Source organism: Rhodovastum atsumiense (genome assembly GCF_937425535.1).
Lineage (GTDB): Bacteria > Pseudomonadota > Alphaproteobacteria > Acetobacterales > Acetobacteraceae > Rhodovastum > Rhodovastum atsumiense.
The window spans coordinates 6,300,751-6,320,688 of sequence record NZ_OW485601.1; the positions used below are offsets into that span (position 1 = coordinate 6,300,751).

Annotated in this window: 14 protein-coding genes; 5 read left to right on the forward strand and 9 right to left on the reverse strand. The window is 69.5% G+C overall.

Annotated features, from left to right (window positions below; genetic code table 11):
* Nucleotides 1-260: 260 nt before the first annotated feature.
* From NBY65_RS28375 to NBY65_RS28405, 7 genes are all read right to left on the reverse strand, one after another.
* On the reverse strand, nucleotides 261-542 hold the full coding sequence (locus NBY65_RS28375) for a hypothetical protein (RefSeq protein WP_338110432.1): 282 nt from the start codon (nucleotides 540-542) through the stop codon (nucleotides 261-263).
* Between the two features lie 257 nt (nucleotides 543-799).
* Nucleotides 800-2,488 (reverse strand): ABC transporter substrate-binding protein, encoded by a 1,689-nt coding sequence (locus NBY65_RS28380; RefSeq protein ID WP_239002996.1) that lies wholly within the window; start codon nucleotides 2,486-2,488, stop codon nucleotides 800-802.
* Between the two features lie 87 nt (nucleotides 2,489-2,575).
* Complete coding sequence (locus tag NBY65_RS33945; protein ID WP_150043501.1) at nucleotides 2,576-4,009, reverse strand: glycosyltransferase family 4 protein; 1,434 nt, start codon at nucleotides 4,007-4,009, stop codon at nucleotides 2,576-2,578.
* Nucleotides 4,010-4,148: 139 nt separating this feature from the next.
* The gene (locus NBY65_RS28390) at nucleotides 4,149-4,718 is read right to left on the reverse strand and encodes a GNAT family N-acetyltransferase (RefSeq protein WP_150043499.1); all 570 of its coding nucleotides are present in this window, start codon (nucleotides 4,716-4,718) and stop codon (nucleotides 4,149-4,151) included.
* A gap of 19 nt (nucleotides 4,719-4,737) precedes the next feature.
* Nucleotides 4,738-6,714 carry an RNA polymerase sigma factor RpoD gene (gene rpoD / locus NBY65_RS28395; protein ID WP_150043497.1) on the reverse strand — a complete coding sequence of 659 codons (1,977 nt, stop codon included), beginning with the start codon at nucleotides 6,712-6,714 and terminating at the stop codon, nucleotides 4,738-4,740.
* 80 nt (nucleotides 6,715-6,794) lie between these two features.
* The gene (gene dnaG / locus NBY65_RS28400; RefSeq protein WP_150043495.1) at nucleotides 6,795-8,660 is read right to left on the reverse strand and encodes a DNA primase; all 1,866 of its coding nucleotides are present in this window, start codon (nucleotides 8,658-8,660) and stop codon (nucleotides 6,795-6,797) included.
* Between the two features lie 38 nt (nucleotides 8,661-8,698).
* The gene (locus tag NBY65_RS28405; RefSeq protein ID WP_150043494.1) at nucleotides 8,699-9,157 is read right to left on the reverse strand and encodes a GatB/YqeY domain-containing protein; all 459 of its coding nucleotides are present in this window, start codon (nucleotides 9,155-9,157) and stop codon (nucleotides 8,699-8,701) included.
* A 129-nt stretch (nucleotides 9,158-9,286) separates the two neighbouring features.
* On the opposite strand from NBY65_RS28405, the gene carA reads away from it, so the two are divergent.
* From carA to NBY65_RS28430, 5 genes are all read left to right on the forward strand, one after another.
* Nucleotides 9,287-10,672: a glutamine-hydrolyzing carbamoyl-phosphate synthase small subunit gene (carA, locus tag NBY65_RS28410; RefSeq protein WP_150043492.1), complete on the forward strand. Its 1,386-nt coding sequence runs from the start codon at nucleotides 9,287-9,289 to the stop codon at nucleotides 10,670-10,672.
* A 1-nt stretch (nucleotide 10,673) separates the two neighbouring features.
* Nucleotides 10,674-10,940 (forward strand): hypothetical protein, encoded by a 267-nt coding sequence (locus tag NBY65_RS28415; RefSeq protein WP_150043490.1) that lies wholly within the window; start codon nucleotides 10,674-10,676, stop codon nucleotides 10,938-10,940.
* Between the two features lies 1 nt (nucleotide 10,941).
* Nucleotides 10,942-14,184: a carbamoyl-phosphate synthase large subunit gene (gene carB / locus NBY65_RS28420; protein WP_150043488.1), complete on the forward strand. Its 3,243-nt coding sequence runs from the start codon at nucleotides 10,942-10,944 to the stop codon at nucleotides 14,182-14,184.
* 171 nt (nucleotides 14,185-14,355) lie between these two features.
* The gene (gene greA, locus NBY65_RS28425; protein WP_150043486.1) at nucleotides 14,356-14,829 is read left to right on the forward strand and encodes a transcription elongation factor GreA; all 474 of its coding nucleotides are present in this window, start codon (nucleotides 14,356-14,358) and stop codon (nucleotides 14,827-14,829) included.
* A 4-nt stretch (nucleotides 14,830-14,833) separates the two neighbouring features.
* The gene (locus NBY65_RS28430) at nucleotides 14,834-16,030 is read left to right on the forward strand and encodes a threonine ammonia-lyase (protein ID WP_150043484.1); all 1,197 of its coding nucleotides are present in this window, start codon (nucleotides 14,834-14,836) and stop codon (nucleotides 16,028-16,030) included.
* A 90-nt stretch (nucleotides 16,031-16,120) separates the two neighbouring features.
* Here NBY65_RS28430 and NBY65_RS28435 read toward each other — a convergent pair whose 3' ends face one another.
* Both NBY65_RS28435 and NBY65_RS28440 read right to left on the reverse strand, forming a co-directional pair.
* Entirely contained in the window at nucleotides 16,121-18,106 is a 1,986-nt protein-coding gene (locus NBY65_RS28435; protein ID WP_150043481.1) for a PAS domain-containing sensor histidine kinase, read from the reverse strand.
* Between the two features lie 228 nt (nucleotides 18,107-18,334).
* On the reverse strand, nucleotides 18,335-19,864 hold the full coding sequence (locus NBY65_RS28440; protein WP_150043480.1) for a class I SAM-dependent methyltransferase: 1,530 nt from the start codon (nucleotides 19,862-19,864) through the stop codon (nucleotides 18,335-18,337).
* Nucleotides 19,865-19,938: the final 74 nt, after the last annotated feature.

Here is a 19,938-nt window from a genome sequence, read left to right on the forward strand (position 1 = left end):
AGGTTGAATTTTTTCTGGGGAACGCCGCCTCGCCAGCGGCTCCGGACGGTCACAATCGCGTAAGCTCCCCGCCTTCCGCCAATGGTCGGGCAGCAGGCGGCGAAGCTTCGTGGCCGCATCACCGGTCAGGGCGAACCATGCCGGACATCCGGTCCATGACGAGGCTGCGACATATTGGGCCGCGACGTGGCTCCCACGGCCGTCGGGTCTGAGCATTCCGGGAAACAACCCCGCCCGGAACACCGGGCGGGCCGGACATCTCAGGCGGCTTCGGTCAGCTTCAACACCGGGCGAATGAAATTCAGCGCCGCCTCGAAGGTCGAAAGCTGCGCCAGCGGCTCGCGGCGCAACCAGTCGGTGACAAGCCAGTTCATGCCATCCGGCGTGATCAGATAGGCGGGATCGGGATTTTCACGCACCCAGACCAGCACATGGTCGCTGTCGATCTCGCCAGGGGACGGGCCGAACGCGGATGCGTCGCACAACCCCATGCAACGCCCCGCTTCCAGCCAGCGCGCCAGCAGGGCACGGTGGTTCGGCATGACGCGCTGTCGCAGCACGACGATATTTGGGCCAGAAACCTCCTGGCTCGGCCTGATCTTTCGTTTCAACATGCCACGCCCTCACGAAACCGTGAGAACTATTATCCACCGCCGGCATTCAACACCAAGAAGAGTTCTCGTCGTTCCGCCGATGTCGGCAGGGATGTGGCAGTCCTGCAACACCATTGCGGAAAAAATCAACCCAGGATCGACACTTGCGGCTTGTAACACGAGGCCACGTTTTACCTCCCGCGGCGTCACGGTGAAAGGATGACGTCCTTGAGATCGAGCCACTGCATTGGCGAGGACCGGAAGCCTTGCACGGCCCGGCGCACACCGTTCATGTGCAATGCCACGGAGATAATGATTCCGGGCGCGTTCTGTTCAACCAATGCCTGAATTTCATGGAAGATGTCGGCGCGGCGCGTCTCCTCGCCGGTGCGACGGGCCAGATCGAGCAGCTCGTCCATCCGGGCACTGCGGTAATGCCAGAGCAGGCTGTTCCAGAAGCCGCCCGAATGAAACCAGGGATAGAGGGCGGTGTCCACTGTCGGCCGGGCCGAGGCCCCATCGATGAACATGGCCTGCCGCCCCTGCACATGCGACGCCCAGGCGGCATAGGGCACCCGCTCCACGGTGATGCGGAAGCCGCCGGCCCGCGCCATCTCCCGCACCGCCAGCCCGAGCCGCACCTGCCGTTCCCGCTCGGCGGGCACGTGCAGCGTCACATCGATGCCGTTGGGATAGCCGGCCTCGGCCAGCAACTGGCGCGCCCGCGGCGGATCGGCGGCGGCATGGCCGAGCCGGTCCTCGTAATAGGGATGGCCCGGCGGGATCGGGCTGTGCGTCGGCACGGCCTGGCCGGGGAAGGCGGCCTCGATCAGCGCCGCCTTGTCGAGGGCCGCCACCAGCGCCTGGCGCACCCGCGGATCATCGAACGGCCGCAGGCCGTTGTGCAGCACCACCGCGTCCCAGCTTCCGGTCGGCACCGCATCGACGCGCAGCGCCGGGTCACCACGCAGCCGCTCCGCCGCCTCGGCCGAGAGCATCCACAGGATGTCGGCCGTGCCCTCGGCCAGGGCCGCTTCGCGTGCCGTCGCATCGGCGATGCCCTGCAGTTCCACCGCCGCCAGCCGGGGCAGCCCGCGCTCCCAGTAGGCCGGGTTGCGCACCAGTTCCAGCCGGTCGGGGCGCAGTCCGCCGCGCAGCATGAACGGCCCGGTGCCGACAGGGGCGCCGCCGAGCCCCTCGACCCGGTCGCGCGGCACCACGCGCAACGACCGGTCGGCGAACAGGTCGGCGAAGGCCGCGTAGGGAGCGGTCAGCGTAAAGCGCACCGTCCGGGCATCGATCGCTTCCACGCGCACCACCATCTCCAGCCCGGCGCGCCCGGGCGAGCCCGTGCGCGGATCCAGGATGCGCGTCATCGTCGCCATCACGTCGTCGGCTTCCAGGCGCCGCCCGTGATGGAAACGGACCTCCGGCCGCAGCCGGAACGTCCAGCTGCGCAGGTCGTCGGAGGCCGTCCAGCTTTCGGCCAGGCCGGGCCGGGTGACCATGTCGCGGTCGAAGCGGGTGAGACCATCGTACAGCAGGTGGACGGCGACATGGTCCTCGCCGCTGCCGGCCAGCGCGGGATCAAGTTGCTGGGGAAGCTGCGGCAATACCACCCGCAGCGTAGCGGCGCGGGAGGCAGGGTCGGTCGGAGGGGTATCCCTGGCCGCCAGTTCCATCGGGGCCACCTCGGCGGGGGCCGTTTCGGGGGTGGGAACCGGCCTGGAAGCAGGTGACGCCTCCGGTCTTGGCGCGCTCCCCCGTGCGGCGTTCTCCCGCGAGGTGGCCTGCGCCCTGGGCAGGGCCTGGGTCCGCGCCGGCCCCTGTACCCTGGGCAGGGTCTCGGCCAGCGCACCGACCGGGACCCAGGCACAGGCGGCCAACAACAGCACCAAGGCGGAATGCCAGCGGCGCAGCCCAGTCCCGGGAAGAGGAAACGACATCGTGCCCGGAACAGCGCATGACATGCCGGCGTCTTCCTAGGCGTGCACCGGCACGGACGCCTGGCTTGCCGCGTCCATCACCGCGCGCGCCGTCTCGGTCCAGGGGACCGGACGGAAGCTGCCATGCACCTGGGCTTCCCAGGCCTGCAGCCGGGACCGGTCCTGCAGGGTGTCGCGGATCACGCGCGTGGCGTCCGCCACGCTTTCGGGGTCGAAGAACCGCACCAGCTCGCCCCCGGCCTCCGGCAGCGAGGTCGCGTTGGAACAGACACAGGGCCGGCCCAGCGCCAGGCTTTCGGTGACCGGCAGGCCCCAACCCTCGTAGAGCGAGGGAAACACGGTGAAGCGGCAGCCGCGGTACAGCGCCAGCAGCTCGGCATCGGTCGGATCGGCGACGATGCGGACATGGCCGTCGAGGTTGTCGCAGTTGCGCAACTGCTCCAGCAGGTCGCCCACCAGCCAGCCGACCCGGCCGGCGAAGACCAGCGTCGGTACCTGCCCCTCCGGCAGTTCCTCCAGCAGCCGGCGCCAGACCCGGACCAGCAACGCGTGGTTCTTGCGGGCCTCGATGGTGGAGACGAACAGCACGTAGCTGCCCGGCGCCGGCAGGTCCGGCCGCACCGACCCGGCCTCGGCCTGCCCCTCTGCGGCCTGCCCAACGAAGCCGGTGCCCAACGGGATCGGACGCACCCGCGCGCGCAGCGTCACGCCATGGCGGTGGGCGTAGTCCTCGACATCGGCGGCGGTGTGGCGGGAAATCGCCAGCAGCACATCGGCGAGCGGCAGCACGCCGTGGAACCAGGCGCGGAAGCGCCCCACCAGGTCCCCCTTGCACCATTCCGGGCGCCGCAGCGGGATGATGTCATATAATAGTACGCCAAACCGCAGGCCGAGCTTCGCCTTCGCCTCGGCCACGAGCCCGGCATATTCGGGCGTCCAGGAGGCCCCGAGCGCCAGCAGCACGTCACCCGGCCGCGCCAGTTCGGCCAGGGGTTGGCGTGGCCGCGGCCCGAGGCCGCGCAGTTGCGTCGTTCCGTCGCGGGCGAGGCTGCGGCGCAGCAGCCGGCTGCCGGACTGCGCCGCCCGTCCGAGCTGGCGCAGCGCCTCGGCCTGGGCCACCCCCGCCAGGATCACCGGGCGGCGCACTTCCTCCGGCAGCCGGTACACGGCCGGCCGCAGCGCGCGGCGCAGCAGCCCGGGCCGGCCGCCGGTCGCCGGGATGTCCGGTTCCGGCGCCGGCACGGCCTCGGCGCGCAGGCTGGTGAACATGGCCGCCACCTCGTCCCAGGCGACGGTGGCGAAGCCGCCGCGCAGCGCGTCGTGGCGGACGAAGCCGACCTGGCCGGAGGCGTCGTAAAGACTTCGCAACGCCTGGTAGAGATCGAAGGTCAGTCGCTGGATGCCGCTCGGCCGCGCATTGGCCAGCGCGTAGACGATCAGGTCCTCGACATCGATCCAAAGTCGGGTCATTGCCGCATGCCAATGCGGGCGGACCGCGCCCATGCCCATTGCGATGCCCGGGTCATGCCGCCCCCTCTGCCCCATGCGGGCCCGGTATAGGACAGGATTACCGCCCCACCAAGACCACCGGCGGCGGGTGGTCGGGGACTCAGCCGCGCAGGCGGGCGGGCAGTTCCAGGCCGAGCCGCACCGGCACCGCCCAGTGCTCGCGCACCTCCCGCACCGGGCGGAAGCCAGCCCGCAGATAGGTCGGCAGGGCGCGTTCGTGATCGGCGGTGCAGGTGTTTACCGTCATCATCCTGGCCCCGCTGCTCCAGACCTGGTCGACGGCATGCCGCAGGAAGGCGAGGCCGATCCCCCGCCCGACCGCCGGCGGCATCAGCCCGAAATAGCTGAGATTGACCGTGGGCCAGGCGGTCGCGTCCAGCTCGTAGAAGCCGAGCTCGCGATCGCCATCGCGCAGGATGTGGATGGAGATCGCCGGGCTGCGCAGCAGGGCGGCGAGCTGCGCATCGGGCATCGCCCGGCGCAGCCACCACAGGTAGGACGCGCCCACGGTGTTGTAGAGCCGCCGGTAGGTCGCCACCGAGCAGTACGGCTCGACCACCACCTCCAGCCCCGGCGGGAAGGACGGGGCGGGATCGGCGGGGGGACGGTCCATGCGCAGGAACGTCACCACTACCTCGGCCCGCATCACGGGTTCCGCGACCTGGCTCATGGCTCTCTCTCTCCGCGCCTCAGTCGTCGAGGAAGCTGCGCAGCTTGCGGCTGCGGCTGGGGTGCTTGAGCTTGCGCAGGGCCTTGGCCTCGATCTGGCGGATGCGCTCGCGGGTCACGTTGAACTGCTGGCCGACTTCCTCAAGCGTATGGTCGGTGTTCATGCCGATGCCGAAGCGCATGCGCAGCACGCGTTCCTCGCGCGGGGTCAGGCTGGACAGCACCCGGGTGGTGGCCTCGCGCAGATTGGCCTGGATGGCGGCATCGAGCGGGATGACCGCGTTCTTGTCCTCGATGAAGTCGCCGAGATGGCTGTCCTCCTCGTCGCCGATCGGCGTCTCCAGGCTGATCGGCTCCTTGGCGATCTTGAGGACCTTGCGCACCTTCTCGAGCGGCATGCCGAGCTTCTCGGCCAGTTCCTCGGGCGCCGGCTCGCGGCCGATCTCGTGCAGCATCTGGCGCGAGGTGCGCACCAGCTTGTTGATCGTCTCGATCATGTGCACGGGGATGCGGATGGTGCGCGCCTGGTCGGCGATGCTGCGGGTGATCGCCTGGCGGATCCACCACGTGGCATAGGTGCTGAACTTGTAGCCGCGCCGGTACTCGAACTTGTCCACCGCCTTCATCAGCCCGATGTTGCCTTCCTGGATCAGGTCCAGGAATTGCAGGCCGCGGTTCGTGTACTTCTTGGCGATCGAGATCACCAACCGCAGGTTGGCCTCGATCATCTCCTTCTTGGCGCGCGCGGAATCGCGCTCGCCGCGCGAGACGGTGGCGTAGACGCGGCGGAACTCGCTGATCGGCAGCCCCGCTTCATTGGCGACGGCGGCGATCTGGGCGCGGACCACGGGGATGTCCGTGCCGTGCTTGGCCACGAAGTTCTTCCACGCCTTGCCCGGCAGCCGGCCGACCTTTTCCATCCAGTTCGGGTCGAGCTCGTTGCCGCGGTACTGGTTGAGGAAGTCGTCGCGCGTGACCTTGCAGCTCTCGGCCATGCGCAGCAACTGGCCTTCCAGCCCGGTCAGGCGCTGGTTGAGCTGCTTGAGCTGGGTGACCAGTTCCTCGATGCGGTTGTTGTGCAGGCGGACCTGCTCAACCTTGGAGACCAGCTCCTCGCGCTGCTTTTCGTAGACCTTCTCGTTCTTCTGGTTGACGTCCTCGCCGGAGGTGATGCTTTCCAGCCGCCTCTGCTGCAGCTTGTAGAGCTTCTTGTAGAGGCTCTCGATCTCCTCGAAGGTGGCGAGCACCTCGGGCTTCAGCTTCTCCTCCAGCGCCGAGAGCGACAGGCCGGCGCCCTCGCCGTCCTCGCCGTCCTCGTCGTCGGCGGGCGGGGCGAAGGCGGCGGCCTCGGCATCGGGGTCGCCGGGCTCGGCTCCCTCCGCCCCCTCGACTTCGGCCTCGGCGTCGGCGCCGCCATTGGCCGGGCCGCCCTGGGTGGCTTCCAGGTCGATGATGTCACGCAGCAGCATGCGCCCGGCCTTGAGCGCGTCGTGCCAAGCGATGATGGCGCGGAAGGTCAGCGGGCTCTCGCACAGCCCGCCGATCATCATGTCGCGGCCGGCCTCGATGCGCTTGGCGATGGCGATCTCGCCCTCGCGGGACAGCAGCTCGACGCTGCCCATCTCGCGCAGGTACATGCGGACCGGGTCGTCGGTGCGGCCGAGGCTTTCCTCGTCGACGTTGCCGGCCTGCTCCTCGTCGCCGCCCTCGTCGGCTTCCTTGATCTTGGCCGCGGGCCCCTCGCCCTCCTCGGTCTCCTCGCCTTCGACGACCTGGATGCCCATCTCGTTGAGATTGGCCATCACGTCCTCGATCTGCTCGGAGCTGTTCTGCTCGGGCGGCAGCACGGCGTTGAGCTCGTCGAAGGTGATGTAGCCGCGCTCCTTGCCGCGTGCGATCAGCCGCTTCACCGCGGCCGACTGGACGTCGAGCAGGGTGGTGTCCGCATCCGGGTCGGTCGTGGCGGCATCGGTCTGCACGGCGGGCTTCGTGGCCATCGATCAGCGAACTCCAAAGAGGGGGCCAAAGAGCGGGCAGGCGTGCGGAACCGTGTGAGGCCCGTGCGGCAGGCTGCGCCTCATCGGTCGGTCTCCAGTCCCTGTTCGCCCCGGTTGAGGGCTTCCTGGGCGGCGCGCAGCGAAATCAGCCGACGCTGCGTCGCGGCGTCCATCCGGACGGCGAAATCGCGCTGCGCCAGCGCGACTTCCTCGTCCAGACGGCTGCGATGCATCAGTCCGAAGATGTGCCACCAGCCTGCCTCGGCTTCTGCCGGCATGGCGCGGGGCGAGGCGCATTCCGGCAAGGGGATGGGCAATGCCGAAAGGGCCTGCGCAGCTTCCGCCGCCAGTCCAACCGCGGTGAGGTGGGTCATCAGCTCCGCGGAGTCAAGATGTTCGGAGCCAACGAACCATTCCAGCATGGCTGACCGGAGTCTGGCGAGGGATTCCGGCAACACCAGGCTGCCGAAACGCTCCTCGACCTCCTGCAGCAGCACCGGATGGCGCAGCAGGATGGCGACCAGGATGCGGGCCTGCTCGGCGGCAATGGCATCGGCGCCGGGCGGGGCGGGTGGAGGCGCCGTCACCGCCGGCCGCGAGTCGCCACCCCCGATTCGGCCCGGACGGCCTCCGACCGACCGCGCGCCATCGCCGCGCGCCCCCGGGCGCCCCCCGGGGCGGCCGCCCCGATAGCGCTCGCGGAAACGGGCACGGAACGCGGCGCGGTACTCCCAGCCGAGGGCACGGTCAGGAATCTGGTCGGCCACTTCCTCCAGCCGCCGGCTGAAGGCGGCGCGCTGCTCGGGCGTGGCGTCGCCGAGGCTCTCGCGCAGCAGGTCGAACAGCGCCTCCGACAGCGGCCGGGCGGCATCGAGCACGGCCTGGAACGCCGCCACCCCGTCGGGCCGGCGCACCAGCGTGTCCGGATCCTCGGGCGGCGGCAGGGTGGCGAGCTTCAGGCTGCGCTCGGCGGTCAGATGCGGCAAAGCCAGCTCCGCCGCCCGGCCGGCCGCACGGGCGCCGGCGGCGTCGCCGTCGAAACAGAGCACCGGCACCGGCGAGAGCCGCCACAGCTCGGCGAGTTGCTCTTCCGTCAGCGCGGTGCCGAGCGGCGCCACCGCGCCGCCGAACCCGGCCTGGTGCAGGGCGATCACGTCCATGTAGCCCTCGACCGCCACCACGCTGGCGCCGCCATGCGCCGCCTCGCGGGCGAGGTCGAGGCCGAACAGGGTGCGCCGCTTGGCGAACACCGCCGTTTCCGGGCCGTTGACGTATTTCGGCTGGCCGTCGCCGAGGATGCGGCCACCGAAGCTGATGGTCCGGCCGCGGCGGTCGCGGATCGGGAACATCACCCGGTTGAAGAACATGTCGGCGGCGGGGCGGCCGGACTCGGCGGGCTTCATCAGCCCGGCCTCGATCAACTGGGCCGGCTCGATGCCCTCGCGGGCCAGTTCGGCGGCGAGCGCCCCCCGCCCCTCGCCCGCCCAGCCCAGGCCGAAGCCGCGGATGGTCGCGTCAGTGAGCCCGCGGTTGCGCAGGTAAGCAAGCGCGCGCGCCCCTTCCGGCAGGAACAGGCGGCGCTGGAAGGCCTGGGTGGCGGCCTCCAGCACCGCATACAGGTCAAGGCGCCGCCGCTCGGCCGCGGCCACGGCGGGGGACGGCTTCGGCACCTCCAGCCCGGCCTCGGCGGCGAGCTGCTCCACCGCCTCGGTGAAGGAGACGCCCTGGCTGCGCATGACGAAGCTGATGGCATCGCCATGCTCGCCGCAGCCGAAGCAGTGATAGTGGTCGTCGTAGACGTAGAAGCTCGGCGTCTTCTCGCCGTGGAACGGGCAGCACCCCTTCCATTGCCGGCCGGCGCGCGCCAGCTTCACCCGCCGGCCGATCACCGCCGGCAGCGGCGTGCGCGCGCGCAGCTCGTCGAGGAAGGCCGGGGGAAGCGCCATGCCGGGGCCTCAGGCCAGGGCGGCGGGGGAAGCGGCGGTCAGCCGCCGAGCTTCGCCTTCACCACCGGCCCGACCCGGGCCATGTCGAGCGCCGCGCCGTGTTTGGCCTTCAGCGCCCCCATCACCTTGCCCATGTCCTTGATCGAGCCGGCCCCGGTCTCGGTGATGGCCGCCGCCACCGCGGCGGCGAGCTCCGCCTCATCCATCTGCTTCGGCAGGAAGGTCTCGATCAGCGCGATCTCCGCTTCTTCCTTGGCGGCCAGCTCCGGGCGGTTGCCCTGGCGGTACAGCTCCACGCTCTCACGCCGCGACTTCGCCATGCCGCGCAGCATCGCCAGGATCTCGTCGTCGGAGACGTGCTCGATGCCTTTCGGCCGGGCGGCGATGTCGACGTCCTTCAGCTTCGCGAGGATCATGCGCAGGGTGGAGACGCGCGGCGCATCCCCTGCCCGCATGGCCGTCTTCAGTTGCTCGGTGAATTGCTCGCGCAGGGCCATCGGTGCCTCCGGTAACAGCATCCCTCCTATATAGCGTTCGGACTCCGGCCCGAACCCCCATGGGAAGGAACTTCCCACCCATGGCATGGGCGCATTGCTTTGGGAAGAAATTTCCCATATTTTGCCCCTATGGCGAATGTGGACGAGATCATCGCGCTGCTGGGTGGCGCGGCGGCGGCGGCGCGGCGCCTTGGCGTCGGCACCGAGGCCGTGCGCAAATGGCGCCAGGCGCGGGCCGTCCCCGCCCGGCACTGGCCGACGCTGATCCAGGCCACCGGCCTGCCGCTGGAAGCGATGCCCGGCGCCCCATCCCGCCCCGACCCGATCCCCGTGCAGGGTAGCAAGATGACCGATCCGACCGATGCGCCGCAGGGCGCCACCGCTGCCCTCGTGCTGGCCGATGGCGCCGTGTTCTGGGGGCGCGGCTTCGGCGCCCCCACCGCGACCGCCCCGGTGGGCGAGGTCTGCTTCAACACCGGCATGACCGGCTACCAGGAAACCCTGACCGATCCGTCCTATGCCGGGCAGATCATCACCTTCACCTTCCCCCATATCGGCAATGTCGGCATCAACCAGGAAGACATCGAGGCGACCACCATCGCCGCGCGCGGCCTGGTCGTGAAGCAGGACGTCACCGAGCCCTCGAACTGGCGCGCCGCCGGCCACCTGGATGCCTGGCTGCGGGCGCAGGGCGTGAGCGGCATCGGCGGCGTCGACACCCGCGCGCTGACCAGCCGCATCCGCGACGGCGGCGCGCCGAGCGGGCTGATCAGCTTCCCCGCCGATGGCCGCTTCGACATCCCCGCCCTGGTCGCACAGGCGCGGGCCTGGCCGGGACTCGCCGGCATGGATCTGGCGAAGCAGGTTTCCTGCACGCAGGGCTATTCCTGGGACGAGACGGAATGGGCCTGGCCCACCGGCTTCGGCCGCCAGGAAGCGCCGCGATACCACGTGGTCGCGGTGGATTTCGGCGCCAAGCGCAACATCCTGCGCTGCCTCGCCGCCGCCGGCTGCCGCGTGACCGTGGTGCCGGCCACCGCCACCGCCGAGGACATCCTGCGCCATGACCCGGACGGCGTGTTCCTCTCCAACGGCCCCGGCGACCCGGCGGCGACCGGCGAATACGCGGTGCCGGCGATCCGCGGCGTGCTCGCCTCCGGCAAGCCGCTGTTCGGCATCTGCCTCGGCCACCAGCTGCTCGGGCTCGCGCTGGGGGCGAAGACCTACAAGATGGAACGCGGCCATCGCGGTGCCAACCAGCCGGTCAAGGACCTGACCACCGGCCGGGTGGAGATCACCAGCCAGAACCACGGCTTCGCGGTGGACGAGAAGACCCTGCCCGCCGGCGTGCGCGTCACCCATGTCTCGCTGTTCGACGGCAGCAACGAAGGCCTGGCCTGCGACGACCGCCCCGCCTTCAGCGTGCAGTACCACCCCGAAGCCAGCCCCGGCCCGACCGACAGCCATTACCTGTTCCACCGCTTCGTCGAGCTGATCGAGCGCCAGCGGGCCTGACGTGGCCGATCCCCTGGACGTCCTGTTGCGGGTGGGCTTCCACCATGCGGTGACCGCCGCCAACGCCGACGAGGCGCGGCAACGCGTCCAGGCGCTGGCAGGGGGATCCCTGGACACTGCCGCCTTCCATGACGCGGTCGCCGCCGCCGTTGCCGCCGACCTGATCCGCGACCCGATCCGCCTGCCCCCCGGCGGCCTGCAATGCCATTGGCGCCTCGAGCTCACGCCCGCCGGCGTGCAGCGCGCCCGCGCCCTCTCCGGAGCCTGAGATGCCCAAGCGCACCGACATCCACTCCATCCTGATCATCGGCGCCGGCCCGATCGTCATCGGCCAGGCCTGCGAGTTCGACTATTCGGGCGCGCAGGCCTGCAAGGCACTGAAGGCCGAGGGCTACCGCACCATCCTGGTCAACTCCAACCCGGCCACGATCATGACCGATCCGGGGCTGGCGGACGCGACCTATGTCGAGCCGATCACCCCCGAATTCGTCGAGCGCATCATCGCCCGCGAGCGCCCCGACGCGGTGCTGCCGACCATGGGCGGGCAGACCGCGCTGAACACGGCGATGAAGCTCGCCGCCAGCGGCGTGCTGGAGAAATACGGCGTCGAGCTGATCGGCGCGAAGGCCGACGTGATCGACCGCGCCGAGGACCGGCTGAAGTTCCGCGACGCCATGGCCGAGATCGGCATCGAGAGCCCGCGCAGCGCCATCGCCCATTCGATGGAGGAAGCGCGCGCGGCGCTGGCGCAGGTCGGCCTGCCCGCCGTCATCCGCCCGAGCTTCACCCTCGGCGGCACCGGCGGCGGCATCGCCTATAACCGCGAGGAATTCGAGCGCATCGTCACCGGCGGCCTCGACGCCTCCCCCACCAAGGAAGTGCTGATCGAGGAATCGGTGCTCGGCTGGAAGGAATACGAGATGGAGGTGGTCCGCGACCGCGCGGACAACTGCATCATCGTCTGCTCCATCGAGAACGTCGATCCGATGGGCATCCACACCGGCGACTCGGTCACGGTGGCACCGGCGCTGACGCTGACCGACAAGGAATATCAGCGCATGCGCGATGCCTCGATCGCCTGCCTGCGCAAGATCGGCGTCGACACCGGCGGATCGAACGTGCAGTTCGCGGTCAACCCGGCCGACGGACGCATGGTGGTGATCGAGATGAACCCGCGGGTGTCGCGCTCCTCGGCGCTGGCGTCCAAGGCCACCGGCTTCCCGATCGCCAAGGTCGCGGCGCGGCTTGCCGTCGGCTACACGCTCGACGAACTCACCAACGACATCACCCGCACCACGCCGGCGAGCTTCGAGCCCACCATCGACTACGTCGTGGTCAAGATCCCCCGTTTCACCTTCGAGAAATTCCCCGGCACGCCGCCGATGCTGACCACCAGCATGAAGTCGGTCGGCGAGGCGATGGCGATCGGGCGCAGCTTCGCCGAGGCGCTGCAGAAGGGGCTGCGCAGCATGGAGACCGGGTTCTCCGGCCTCGATCCGATCGAGCCGCCCGGCGATGGCGGCGCCGACGCCTTCCGCGCGGCGTTGTCCCAGCCCAAGCCCGACCGGCTGCTGATGGCCGCCCAGGCGCTGCGCGCCGGGCTCTCGGTCGAGGAAATCCACAGCACCTGCAAGTTCGACCCGTGGTTCCTGCGCGAGCTGGAACGGATCGTGCAGGCCGAGCGCGCGGTTGCTGCCCAGGGCCTGCCGCAGGAAGCGGGCGCGCTGCGGCGGCTGAAGGCGCTGGGTTTCTCCGACCGGCAACTGGCGCAGCTGGCCGGCGTCACCGAGCCGGAGGTCGCCGCCCTGCGGGATAAGCTGGGTGTGCACGCTGTCTACAAGCGTATCGACACCTGCGCCGCCGAATTCGGTTCGGCCACGCCGTACATGTACTCGACCTTCGAGGGCGGCTTCGGCACCCCGGTCTGCGAGGCCGATCCCTCCGCGCGCGAGAAGGTGATCATCCTGGGCGGCGGCCCGAACCGCATCGGCCAGGGCATCGAGTTCGACTATTGCTGCGTGCACGCGGCCTATGCGCTGAAGGAAGCCGGGTTCGAGACCATCATGGTCAACTGCAACCCGGAAACCGTCTCCACCGACTACGACACCTCCGACCGCCTTTATTTCGAGCCGCTGACCGCCGAGGACGTGATCGCGCTGGTGCGCCGCGAGCAATCCAGCGGCAAGGTGCTCGGCTGCATCGTCCAGTACGGCGGGCAGACGCCGCTGAAGCTGTCGCAGTCGCTGGCCAAGGCCGGCATCCCGATCCTCGGCACCAGCGCCGACGCCATCGACATCGCCGAGGACCGCGAGCGCTTCCAGCATCTGCTGCAGCGGCTCGGGCTGCGCCAGCCGGAGAACGGCACCGCCCGCTCGACCGGGGAAGCCGAGGCGATCGCCGAGCGCATCGGCTATCCGGTGGTGATCCGCCCGAGCTACGTGCTCGGCGGCCGTGCCATGGAGATCGTGCACGACCAGAAGGGCCTGCACCGCTACATGCGCGAGGCGGTGCGCGTCTCCGGCGACAACCCGGTGCTGATCGATCGTTACCTCAACGACGCGATCGAAGTGGACGTGGACTGCATCGCCGATGGCGAGACGGTCTATGTCGCCGGGGTGATGGAGCACATCGAGGAAGCCGGCATCCATTCCGGCGACTCCGCCTGCGCCCTGCCGCCCTACACGCTGAGCCCGGCCGCGGTGACCGAGCTGAAGGCCGAGACCGAGGCAATGGCGAAGGCGCTCGGCGTGGTCGGCCTGATGAACGTGCAATACGCGATCAAGGACAACGAGATCTTCGTGTTGGAGGTGAACCCGCGTGCCTCCCGCACCGTGCCCTTCGTCGCCAAGGCCACCGGCGTGCCGGTCGCCAAGATCGGCGCGCGGGTGATGGCCGGGGCACGGCTGTCGGAATTCCGCCTCGACCCGCAGGCGGTGGCGCCGCACGTGGCGGTGAAGGAAGCGGTGTTCCCGTTCAACCGCTTCCCCAATGTCGACACCATCCTTGGCCCGGAGATGAAATCGACCGGCGAGGTGATGGGACTGGATTCCAGCTTCGAGCGCGCCTTCGCCAAGAGCCAGCTCGGCGCCGGGGTGCGGCTGCCCGATCACGGCACCGTGTTCCTTTCGGTGCGCGACGCGGACAAGGCCGGGGCGGTCGCGGTGGCGCGGCGGCTGGTGGAGATGGGCTTCTCCATCATGGCCACGCGCGGCACCGCCAGCCGGCTGCGCGAGGCCGGCATCGCCGTCTCGCCCGTCAACAAGGTGCTGGAAGGCCGGCCGCATTGCGTGGACGCGATTCGCTCCGGCGATATCCAGATGGTGATCAACACCGCCTCGGGCGCGCAGTCGGTAACCGACAGTTTCGAGATCCGCCGCAGCGCCCTCACCCACGGTGTACCGCACTACACCACCATCGCCGGCGCCCGGGCCGCGGCCCATGCCATCGCGGCGCTGCGCAGCGGGGCACTTGAAGTTGCCCCGCTCCAGGCCTATTTTCGCGGATCGTTCTGAGCCCCGGCGCGGCTCGGCTTCGCGGATCCCCCTGTGCGCAAGCATGGGGGGTTTGCGTGAACCGGGCCGCGGCGGTCGCGTTTTGGGCTGCCACCGCACCTGACCGGCCGCGACGATCCGATACCATGCCGTGACGACATCCCCACCCTGGATTTTTCGAGGTTTCCCGACGTGCAGAAGTTCCCGATGACCGCCCCTGGCCTGCAGCGGTTGGAGGAAGAGCTCAAGACGCTGAAATCCATCGAACGTCCGGCGGTCATCCGGGCCATCGCCGAGGCGCGGACGCATGGCGACCTCAGCGAGAACGCGGAGTACCACGCGGCGCGGGAGCGGCAGAGCTTCATCGAGGGCCGCATCGCCGAGCTCGAGGAGATCGTCTCCTCGGCCGAGGTGATCGACCCCTCCTCCCTCTCCGGCGACCAGGTGAAGTTCGGCGCCCATGTGAAGCTGGTCGACGAAGAAACCGATAAGGAAGCCACCTACCAGATCGTCGGCGTCCACGAGGCCGACATCAAGGCGGCGCGCCTGTCGATCTCCTCGCCGCTCGCCAAGGCGCTGATCGGCAAGAAGGTCGGCGACACCATTTCGGTTCCCGCCCCGGGGGGCGACCGCAGCTACGAGATCCTGTCCGTCCAGTATCGCTGATCCCGTGATCACCCTCGCGGACGTCCGCGCGGCCGCCGAGCGCATCGCCGGCCGCGTCCTGCACACGCCGTCCGTGCCGTGCGACGTGATCTCCCGCGCCTGCGGCGCGGAAGTCACGCTCAAGCTGGACAATCTCCAGGCGACCGGCGCCTTCAAGGAACGCGGCGCCGCCAACCGCCTCGCGTTGCTGACCGAAACCGAGCGGCGCGCCGGCGTGATCGCCATGTCGGCCGGCAACCACGCCCAGGCCGTGGCCCGCCACGCCCAGTTGCTCGGCATCACCGCCGTCATCGTGATGCCCAAGCACACCCCGCTGACCAAGGTCTCGCGCACCGCCGCCTGGGGGGCGCGCGTGGTGCTGCACGGCGATACCCTCGCCGAGGCCGCCGCCCATGCCCAGGCCCTGTCCGAACAGGAAGGCCTGGTCTTCATCCATCCCTACGACGACGCCGGGGTGATGGCCGGCCAGGGCACGATGGCGCTGGAAATCCTCGCCGACTCGCCGGAGATCGACACGCTGGTGGTGCCGATCGGCGGCGGCGGATTGATCGCCGGCTGCGCCGTCGCCGCCTGCGGCCTGCGCCCCGGCATCGAGGTGATCGGCGTCGAGGTCGCCGCCTACGCCGCCATGGCCCAGCGACTCGCCGGCCAGCCGGTGTCCGTGGGCGGGACCACCATCGCCGAGGGCATCGCCGTACGCGATATCGGCCTCGGCCCGCTTTCGGTGATCCGGGCCCATGTCGCCGACGTGGTGGTGGTGCCGGAACGCGCCGTCGAGGAAGCCATCGCCCTGCTCGGCGAAGGCGCGAAAATCGTGGCCGAAGGCGCGGGCGCCAGCGGTATCGCCGCCCTGCTGGCCTTCCCGGACCGGTTCAAGGGCCGCCGCGTCGGCGTGCCGATCACCGGCGGCAATATCGACCCGCGCATCTTCGCCAACGTGCTGCTGCGCAACCTGCTGCGCGACGGCAGGCTGGTGCGGCTGGTACTGGAAATCCCGGACCGCCCGGGCGTGCTGGCCGATATCTCCGGACGCATCGGCGGGGCGGGCGGCAACATCATCGATGTCTCGCACCATCGGCTGTTCGCGTCACCATCCGTGCAGGCGGCGCAGCTCGAGGTGATGTTCGAGACCCGCGACGCCGAGCACAGCGCCGAAATCGTGCACGCATTGGAACAGATCTACACGCTTCGGCGCGTCTGATCGGCAAAAGGCAAGGCAAGGGCTTCGCCCTTGACCCACCAAGGGCCACAAGGCCCTTGGATCCCATTCTTGCTGCGCGGCACAGCAAGCCTAGCCGAGCACCTCCCGTAGCTTGCGCGCGAGCGCCTCGACGGTGAACGGCTTCGGCAGGAGGCTGATGCCGATGTCGCGCAGGCCCTGGTGGCTGATGGCATTGCGGGCATAGCCCGTCATGAACAGGACCCGCAGCCCGGGGCCACGCTCGCGCGCCTGCTCGGCCAGTTGCCGGCCATTGATCCCGGGTAGCCCGATATCAGTCAGCAGCAGCGCGATTTCCGGATTTGCCGCCAGCACCTCCAGGGCCTGCGCCCCGTTCGGCGCCTCCAGCACCCGATAGCCGAGATGGCGCAGCGCATTGGTGACATAGTCGCGGACGCTGTCGTGGTCCTCGACCACCAGCACGGTCTCGTTGCCCCGGGGGATCTCGGCATAGGAGATCTCCGGGACAGCTTCGCAGGCGGTGTCATCCAGGTGCCGCGGCAGATAGAGCTTCACCGTCGTTCCGTGGCCGAGCTCGCTGTACAGCGAGACATGGCCACCGGATTGCTTGATGAAGCCGAACACCTGGCTCAGCCCGAGCCCGGTGCCACGGCCTTCCGGCTTGGTGGTGAAGAAGGGATCGAAGGCACGCTGCATGACCTCCTCGCTCATGCCGGTGCCGCTGTCGCTCACCGCCACCATGACGTACTGGCCGGGCTTCATCTCCGGGCGCACCGCCGCATAGGCGTCGTCGAGGAAGACATTGCCGGTCTCCAGGGTCAGCGTCCCCCCATCCGGCATGGCGTCACGGGCATTCACCGCCAGGTTCAGGATGGCGTTCTCCAGCTGGTTCGCATCCACGCAGCTCCGCCACAGCCCCGCGGCGAGCACCGTCTGGATCGAAACCTTCTCGCCGAGCGTCCGCGCCAGCAGCTCCGACATGCCCTTGAGCAGCTTGTTGGCGTCGATGACCTGCGGGGTCAGGGCCTGCTTGCGGGAGAAGGCCAGCAACTGATGCGTCAGCCGGGCGGCACGCTGCGCCGCGTCGCGGATCGCCGACAGGATCTGGCCGGCCTCCTGGCCGATCTGCGCGCCGATGCGCCGCTCCAGCAGGCTCGCGCCGCCGAGGATGGCGGTGAGCAGGTTGTTGAAGTCGTGCGCCACGCCGCCGGCCAGATGGCCGATGGTCTCCATCTTCTGCGCCTGCGCCAGCGTCGCGCGGGTCTGCTCCAGCGCCTCTTCCATCTGCCGCCGGCGGGTGATGTCCCGCGTCACCTTGGCATAGCCGACGAGGCGCCCGGCCTCGTCGCGCAACGGATTCATGACGACGCTGGCCCAGAACCGGCTGCCGTCCTTGCGAACCCGCCAGCCCTCGCCTTCGAAGCGGCCCTCGCGCTGCACCGTCTCCAGCGTCTGCACCGGAACGCCCGCCTCGCGATCCTCGGGCGTGTAGAACACCGAGAAATGCCGGCCGAGGATTTCTTCCGCCCGGTAGCCCTTGATCCGCCCGGCGCCGGTGTTCCAGGTGCTGACGCAGCCGCCGGCGTCCAGGCGGAAGATGGCATGGTCCGTGACGCCGTCGAGCAACACGCGGAAGCTTTCCTCCGTCTGGCGCAACTGCTGCAGCGCCTGGTTGCGCTCGGCCTCCCGGATGGTGAGCTGGTCGGAGACGCGGCGGAATTCCGCCGGGGTGGGATAGGCCGCGGCCCGCATGACCAGCGGCCACAGCATGATGGCCGTCACCACCGAGATACCGGCGCAGGCCGCCTTCACCACCCCCTGCACGCCGTAAAGCGGATACCAGAGCGTGAGGATCTCGATGAAATGGGTGGCGCCACAGGCCAGGATGAAGGCGGCGAACATCCAGAAGATCCGGCCGAAGGCCAGGTCCTGCCGCCGGCTGACGAAGGCGGCCAGCGCCAGGGGAATGGCGAAATAGGAAATTCCGATCGCCGCGTCGGACGCGGCGTGCAGCCAGATCAGCCCGGGCTGCCAGGCAAGGCAGAAGCCGTGCGGCGGCAGTCCCTGCATGCCGAGGACGTCGAGAAGGGAGCCCATGCACCTTCCTCCAGGCTTTCCTGCCCATCGTTGCGGCCTTTGCCGTCGGCCGGACCAGCGACGGGCGCCAATACCATCGCGCACCCGCACAGAAAGCCCGACCACGGCAAGCGTTCACGGCCGTAACGCACGCCCGCCGGCAAATGCGCCGCTGGGCAGCAGCAAACCGTGGATGGTGTCTCCCTTGCAATCTCCCTTGCAATGGGTGAAGAGGCGTGCAGGCCAGTGTCAGGCGATGCCCAACTGTTTCAGCACGGGCAGTTGGCGCTCCGTGAACATGCCGAAGCGAAAGCGCAGCGCGGCGAGGTTCTCCTCGGAGCTTTCCAGGGATTTGCCGTCCTGGACCAGGCGCTGCCCCTGCTGGCTGAGGATGTCCCAGGCGAAGCCCGGCGGATCCGCCTGCCCGCTGCGCGTGCCGAGCAGGAACAACTGGGCGATCCGGTCCACCATGATGCCGCCCCCGGTCACGGGCGAGGCCAGGAACTGGAGCTGGTCGGCGAAGCGGGCCCGCTGCAGCACCGCCTCGTTGAAGGGCGTTGTCCGCTCCGACCGTGCCGCCTCGCCCGCTTCGTCGCGCGCCGGCTGCAGGTGACCGCCGCCGACCAGGACCAGCACCGCCTGCTGCAGGCGCGGCCAGCCCAGCCTGGCGATGGTCGCGTCCTCGAGCAGTTGCCGCAGGGTGCGAGGCCCTTCCGCCAGGGCATCGAGCACCGGCAGGTAGGTCTCCGGCTGCAGGGTGGCCTGTCCGGCCGATCCGGTCACGGTGAGCTGCACGTCCTGGCGCGGCGTCGACAGCGCGACACGCTGCTCCAGCCAGATTTCCCTGGCCTCCTGGGCGAACAGCCCCACCGAGCCGCGGGCGAACACGTCGCGCCGGAACTGCTGGTTGACCATGAAGTCACGCACCGTCTCGCGCAGCGTCGGTTCGCTGATCTCGGCCAGCACCCGCAGTTGCTCGGGGCTCAGGTTGATCGCATCGATATGCTCGAGCAGAGCGGCGGAGCCGATGAAGTCGAGCTTGGCCTCGCCGAGTTCGGCGGCGACCTCGGCGTGGTAGAACAGCGTCCAGGCATCGTTCAGGTATTCATGGGCGAGATAGGCCCGGTTCTGGGCCTTGATCCGGTCGAAGCGGTCCCTGACCGCGGGATTGGCGCGCAGGAACCCCGGGTTGGTGGCCAGCACGCGGTCGGTGAAGCCGAGCACCGCATCGAGGCGCCCGACGGTGGGCCCGGCCTGGGTCCTGGCGTGCAGCGACATCAGGTGCCGCATCGGCGCCGCCGCCGACCAGCCCGGCTGGGTGTTGTAGCTGATATAGACCAGCCCCCCCGGCCTGAGCCGGCGCCGGATGAAGCGGACGATGTCGGCGCGGTGCTCCGCCGTGACCCAGCTGTAGATGCCATGCAGGCTGATGATGTCGCAGTCCGGCAGGGATGGCTCGTCCACGAACTCGGCGAAGCTCTGGTCGAAGAAATGCACGTTGCGCGTTCCCGCCGTCGCCGCGAACGCCTGCGCCCCGGCGATATGGCTGGGATTGAAGTCGGTCGCGAAGAATTCGATGTCGGGATTCGCCGCCGCCAGCAGATTGGTGGAAAATCCCTGCCCGCAGCCCAGCTCGCAATAGGTCAGCGGACCGGCCTGCAGCGGTGATCTGCGGCCGCGGGCGAGGCTGATGAAGCCAAGCAGGGCCGGCGTCAGCTCGCGGTAGAAGCCGTGCGTGTAGCCGATGTCAGCGACATAGCCCGATGCCCAGGAACTCATGATGCTGTCCGGTGACCTGAATTGTGGCTGTGACAGCCCAAGTAAAGCCACAATAAATTTCACGCATCAATGGC